The organism is Streptomyces odonnellii, assembly GCF_000981895.1.
GTDB lineage: Bacteria > Actinomycetota > Actinomycetes > Streptomycetales > Streptomycetaceae > Streptomyces > Streptomyces odonnellii.
The window spans coordinates 1-4,223 of sequence record NZ_LATD01000502.1 but is presented as its reverse complement, the minus strand read 5'-3'; the positions used below and the strand labels follow the sequence as shown (position 1 = coordinate 4,223).

At 70.3% G+C, this 4,223-nt stretch carries 6 protein-coding genes; all 6 read left to right on the top strand.

Annotated elements, in window-relative coordinates; translation table 11 throughout:
• The coding region (locus WH07_RS34010) for an SDR family NAD(P)-dependent oxidoreductase (protein WP_046508717.1) at positions 1–767 on the top strand (767 nt) is incomplete at its 5' end.
• The gene (locus WH07_RS34005; protein ID WP_079023788.1) at positions 745–1,491 is read left to right on the top strand and encodes a YoaK family protein; all 747 of its coding nucleotides are present in this window, start codon (positions 745–747) and stop codon (positions 1,489–1,491) included. The genes WH07_RS34010 and WH07_RS34005, both read left to right, overlap by 23 nt.
• A gap of 720 nt (positions 1,492–2,211) precedes the next feature.
• Entirely contained in the window at positions 2,212–2,454 is a 243-nt protein-coding gene (locus WH07_RS34000; protein ID WP_046508714.1) for a DUF6059 family protein, read from the top strand.
• Between the two features lie 68 nt (positions 2,455–2,522).
• A complete protein-coding gene (locus WH07_RS33995) occupies positions 2,523–3,698 on the top strand; it encodes an NAD(P)/FAD-dependent oxidoreductase (RefSeq protein WP_046508712.1) in 1,176 nt (391 codons plus the stop codon).
• Between the two features lie 71 nt (positions 3,699–3,769).
• Positions 3,770–4,042 carry a (2Fe-2S)-binding protein gene (locus WH07_RS41600; RefSeq protein ID WP_079023789.1) on the top strand — a complete coding sequence of 91 codons (273 nt, stop codon included), beginning with the start codon at positions 3,770–3,772 and terminating at the stop codon, positions 4,040–4,042.
• On the top strand, positions 4,023–4,223 hold a 201-nt coding region (locus tag WH07_RS41595; RefSeq protein ID WP_046508710.1), incomplete at its 3' end, for an FAD-dependent oxidoreductase. The genes WH07_RS41600 and WH07_RS41595, both read left to right, overlap by 20 nt.

Sequence of the window (4,223 nt, the reverse complement as noted above, 5' to 3'; positions counted from 1 at the left end):
CCCTTGTCACCGGATCGACACAGGGCATCGGCGCCGCGATCGCGGCGGGGCTCGCCCGGGCGGGCGCGCGTGTCGGTGTCAACGGGCGGGACCCTTCGGGCGTGGAGGAGGCCGTGGCGCGCCTTCTCAAGGAGGCTCCGCACGCGAGCGTCGTGCCGGTGGTGGCGGACCTCGGTACGGAGGAGGGCGCGGTCCGCGCGCTGGAACTGCTGGCCGAGGCCGACATCCTCATCAACAACCTCGGGATCTTCGAAGCCCGCCCGGCACTGGAGATCAGCGACGACGAGTGGCGGCGCTACTTCGAGGTAAACGTCCTGTCCGCCATCCGGCTCACCCGCGCCTATCTGCCCGGGATGATCGCCCGTGGCTGGGGCCGCGTCCAGTACATCGCCAGTGACGCGTCCGTGGTGATCCCCGCCGAGATGATCCACTACGGCATGACCAAGACCGCGCTGCTGGCGGTCAGCAGGGGCTTCGCCAAGGCCTCCGCGGGCACCGGTGTCACCGTGAACTCGGTCATCGTCGGCGCCACGCACACGGGCGGCGTCGAGGACTTCGTCTACCAGTTGGTGAGCAGATCCCTGCCTTGGGACGAGGCGCAGCGCACCTTTATGCGTGAGCACCGGCCCCAGTCACTCCTCGGGCGGCTGATCGAGCCCGAGGAAATCGCGAATCTCGTCGTCTATCTCAGCTCCGAGCAGGCATCCGCCACGACCGGGGGAGCGCTGCGGGCCGACGGCGGCTATGTCGACTCCATCCTCCCCTGACGGCCGGCCGCCCGACCAGGACAGCACCTCGCACCCGGCGACAGCGGACCGGCTCGGTTCGTCCTGGGTGGTGTTGGCGCTCACCCTGACGACCGGGTCGGTGGACGCGATCAGCTTCCTGGCGCTCGGAGGTGTATTCACCAGCGTCATGACCGCGAACATGGCGCTGCTCGGACTGGCCGTGGGCTCGCAGGATCTCTCCCTCGCGGCACACGCCCTGATGGCGTTCGGCGGATATATCTGCGGTGCCCTCGCCGGTACCCGGATCGCCGTGGCGAAGCGTGGCCTGCTGGGGTACGGGGCCCATCAAACCGCCCTGGCCGCCGAGCTGTTGGTGCTCTGCGGAGTCCTCGTCTGCTGGCTGGCGGTCTCCGGAAGGCCCGGCCCGGGAACGCGGATCGGGCTGCTGGTGGCGGCGGCCTTCGCCATGGGCTGTCAGAGCGCCGTAGTACGGGTCGCGGGCGCCCCCAACGTATCGACCACCTATCTCACCGGCACACTCACCGGAGTCCTGGCGGAACTGGTCACGAAGCGGCGGCTGCGGTGGAAGACCGTGCTTCTGATCCTGACACTGCCCGTCGGCGCCGTATGGGGTGGCTATCTGGTCACCGACGTACGGTTTGTCGCACCGGCCCTGCCCGTCGCCTTTCTGACCGTGGCTCTCGTTACTTCTCTCGCACGCGAACGGGGTTTCCGGCAGCCCGCCGCGCGTCCTCCCCGCTGAGCAGGGCGTACCGACTGGCCGTCGAGGCCCTCCAGAATCGCGACGGTCACCGCCGCGTAGGCCAGATGGGGCAGTACGTCGGACACCCAGTCCAGCGCCGACCAGGTACGGGGGTCGGTGACCCCGAGCACCGTCATGGGGCCGTTCGTGCCGATCAGGGCCGCCAGCGTGGTCCCGGCCCCATCGGTCACATGCCCCGCCCGCCAGCCCGCCGAGCGCGCTGTCCCGAGCAGGGCACCCACCGCGAGGCCCGCGACGATACCGGTCAGGGGCGCGAGACCGGCGATGCGGTTGGCCCGCGCCGACGCGGAGCCGGGAATGGGCAGCCGCAGCATCTGCGACAGCCGTACCACGGTGCCTTCGGGGGTGGTGCTGGCCGGCCGCGCCCGTACGACCATGTCGAGATACCCGACGACGTTCAGAGCCGTGATGCCCGCGGCCCCGGCCGCGGCTCCTTTGAATGCTCCTTCGACCAGTCGATTCATTCCGGCCTCCTCGGTGTGTACGGCTCTCTCTGCACAGAACCGCGCCGTGACCGAATTCGCTACTCGACGGCGGAAAGGTTCCGGGTGGGCCATTCCATTGCAGATGCGCAAACTTGTTCGATCGTTGCCCATGGCCTGTCCGTGCAGCAGGCAGATCGTATGCGTACGCTGATTGGCCGAAAAATTACAGCGACTGTTCGGGTCCGACTCCAGCGGGCTGCGCCATCCTTCGGGCATGTGCCTCCGTCTTGCCCGGCTCCTGCGCTCCCTTGTCTCCTCCATGGGGAAGTGGATGATCGCCTACGGTCAGATCTGGGTCTACATTCCCCCCTCGGCCCCGCAGCCCCGGCCCGGCTCCCGGCCGCTGACCGGGCCGGTTCGCGGTCATCCCGAGCGGCTCTGCCCCGAAGTCCCGCTGAACGAAGTCGAGTTGGCGTTACGGAGGGAGCTGCTGGGGAGCAGTGGCGCCGAGCCCTGAGCGGGCGGAAGGTCCGGCGGGAGAATCTGGGTATGGTGCGCGACATTGCAGCGTGACATTGTACTGCCATGAACACCTCGGATCGATCTCCCGATGTCCTTGTCATCGGGGCAGGCATGGTCGGTGCCGCCTGTGCTTACTACTGTTCGCTGGCGGGCCTGCGCGTCACCGTCGTCGAGCGGGGCGCGATCGCGAGCGGTACGACGGCCGCGTGCGAGGGCAACATCCTGCTCTCCGACAAGGAGCCGGGGCCCGAACTCGATCTCGCCCTGCTCTCCTCGCGGCTGTGGCGGGAGGCCGCCGAGGCGGTGGGGGCGGAGCGGCTGGAGTACCAGCCGAAGGGCGGCGTCGTGGTGGCCGCAGCGGAGCCGACCGCCGACGGACTCCGTGAACTCACCGCCGTTCAGCGCGCGGCCGGGATCGACGCCGTCGACATCTCCGCCGCCGAAGTCGTCGAACGGGAGCCCAACATCACCCGGGATGTGGTCTCGGGCGCGTACTACCCGCAGGACAGCCAGGTCCAGCCCATGCTCGCGGCGGCGCGGCTGCTACGTGAGGCCCGCGCCCGGGGGGCGACCGTGCTGCCGGGCACCGAGGTCACCGGATTCGTACGGGACGGCCGCGGCGCTGTCCGCGGTGTCCGTACGAATTCGTCCTCGGCGCCCGTCATCCATGGCGGCTCCGTCGTCAACGCCACCGGGACCTGGAGCGGGCAGACGGCCGGGCTCGCCGGGGTGCCGGTTCCGGTGCTGCCCCGCCGGGGGTTCATCCTGGTCACGGAGCCACTGCCCCGGGTGATCCGGCACAAGGTGTACACCGCCGAGTATGTCGCCAATGTGGCCAGCGGAAGCGCGGCCCTGGAGACCTCGGTCGTGGTCGAGGGCACCCGCGCCGGCACCGTACTCATCGGGGCAAGCCGTGAGCGGGTCGGTTTCGACCGCTCGGTGTCGCTGCCGGTGCTGCGCAAGCTGGCGGCGCAGGCCATCGCCGTCTTTCCGTTTCTCGCCGAAGTGACGCTGCTGCGCAGCTACTTGGGATTCCGGCCGTACTGCCCGGACCATCTTCCGGTCATCGGCGCCGATCCGCGCGCCCCCGGTCTGCTGCACGCGGGCGGGCACGAGGGCGCGGGGATCGGGCTGTCCACCGGTACGGGGCGGCTCATCGCGCAGGTCATCACGGGGGCGGAACCGGATCTGGACCTCACGCCCTTCCGCCCGGACCGGTTCGAGGAGGCCGCCGCGTGAGCCCGGACACGAATCCCGTCACCGACCAGGGATCTGAGCCGATTTCCGGCCCGGAGGCCGAAGCGACCGGGGTGTCCTTCCAGTTCCGCTTCGACGGCGAGACGGTCCGCGCCGAAAATGGTCAGACCATCGGTGCTGCGCTCATCGCCGCCGGGCGCCGCTCATGGCGCCGCACCCGGGTCGGGGGCGCGCCGCGCGGGGTGTTCTGCGGGATCGGGATCTGCTTCGACTGTCTGGTCGTCGTCAACGGCCGCCCCAACAACCGGGCCTGTCTGGTCGAGGCCGCCCCCGGGGACCTCGTACAGACACAGGAAGGAGCGGGCCATGACGATCTCGCGTGCTGACACTCCATACGATCTCGCCGTCCTGGGCGCGGGACCGGCCGGTCTCGCGGCTGCCGTCACAGCCGCTGCCGCGGGCGCGCGGGTGGCGCTGGTGGACGCCGGGCCGCGGCCGGGCGGCCAGTACTGGCGGCACCGCCCGGGCGGCGACGGTGTGCCCGGGCACAGCCGGACGGCCTTCCAG

Bases quoted from the DNA above. Each gene is read 5' to 3' on its own strand.
- WH07_RS33995 (WP_046508712.1), top strand. From the start codon at position 2,523: ATGAACACCTCGGATCGATCTCCCGATGTCCTTGTCATCGGGGCAGGC.
- WH07_RS34000 (WP_046508714.1), top strand. From the start codon at position 2,212: ATGTGCCTCCGTCTTGCCCGGCTCCTGCGCTCCCTTGTCTCCTCCATG.
- WH07_RS34005 (WP_079023788.1), top strand. From the start codon at position 745: ATGTCGACTCCATCCTCCCCTGACGGCCGGCCGCCCGACCAGGACAGC.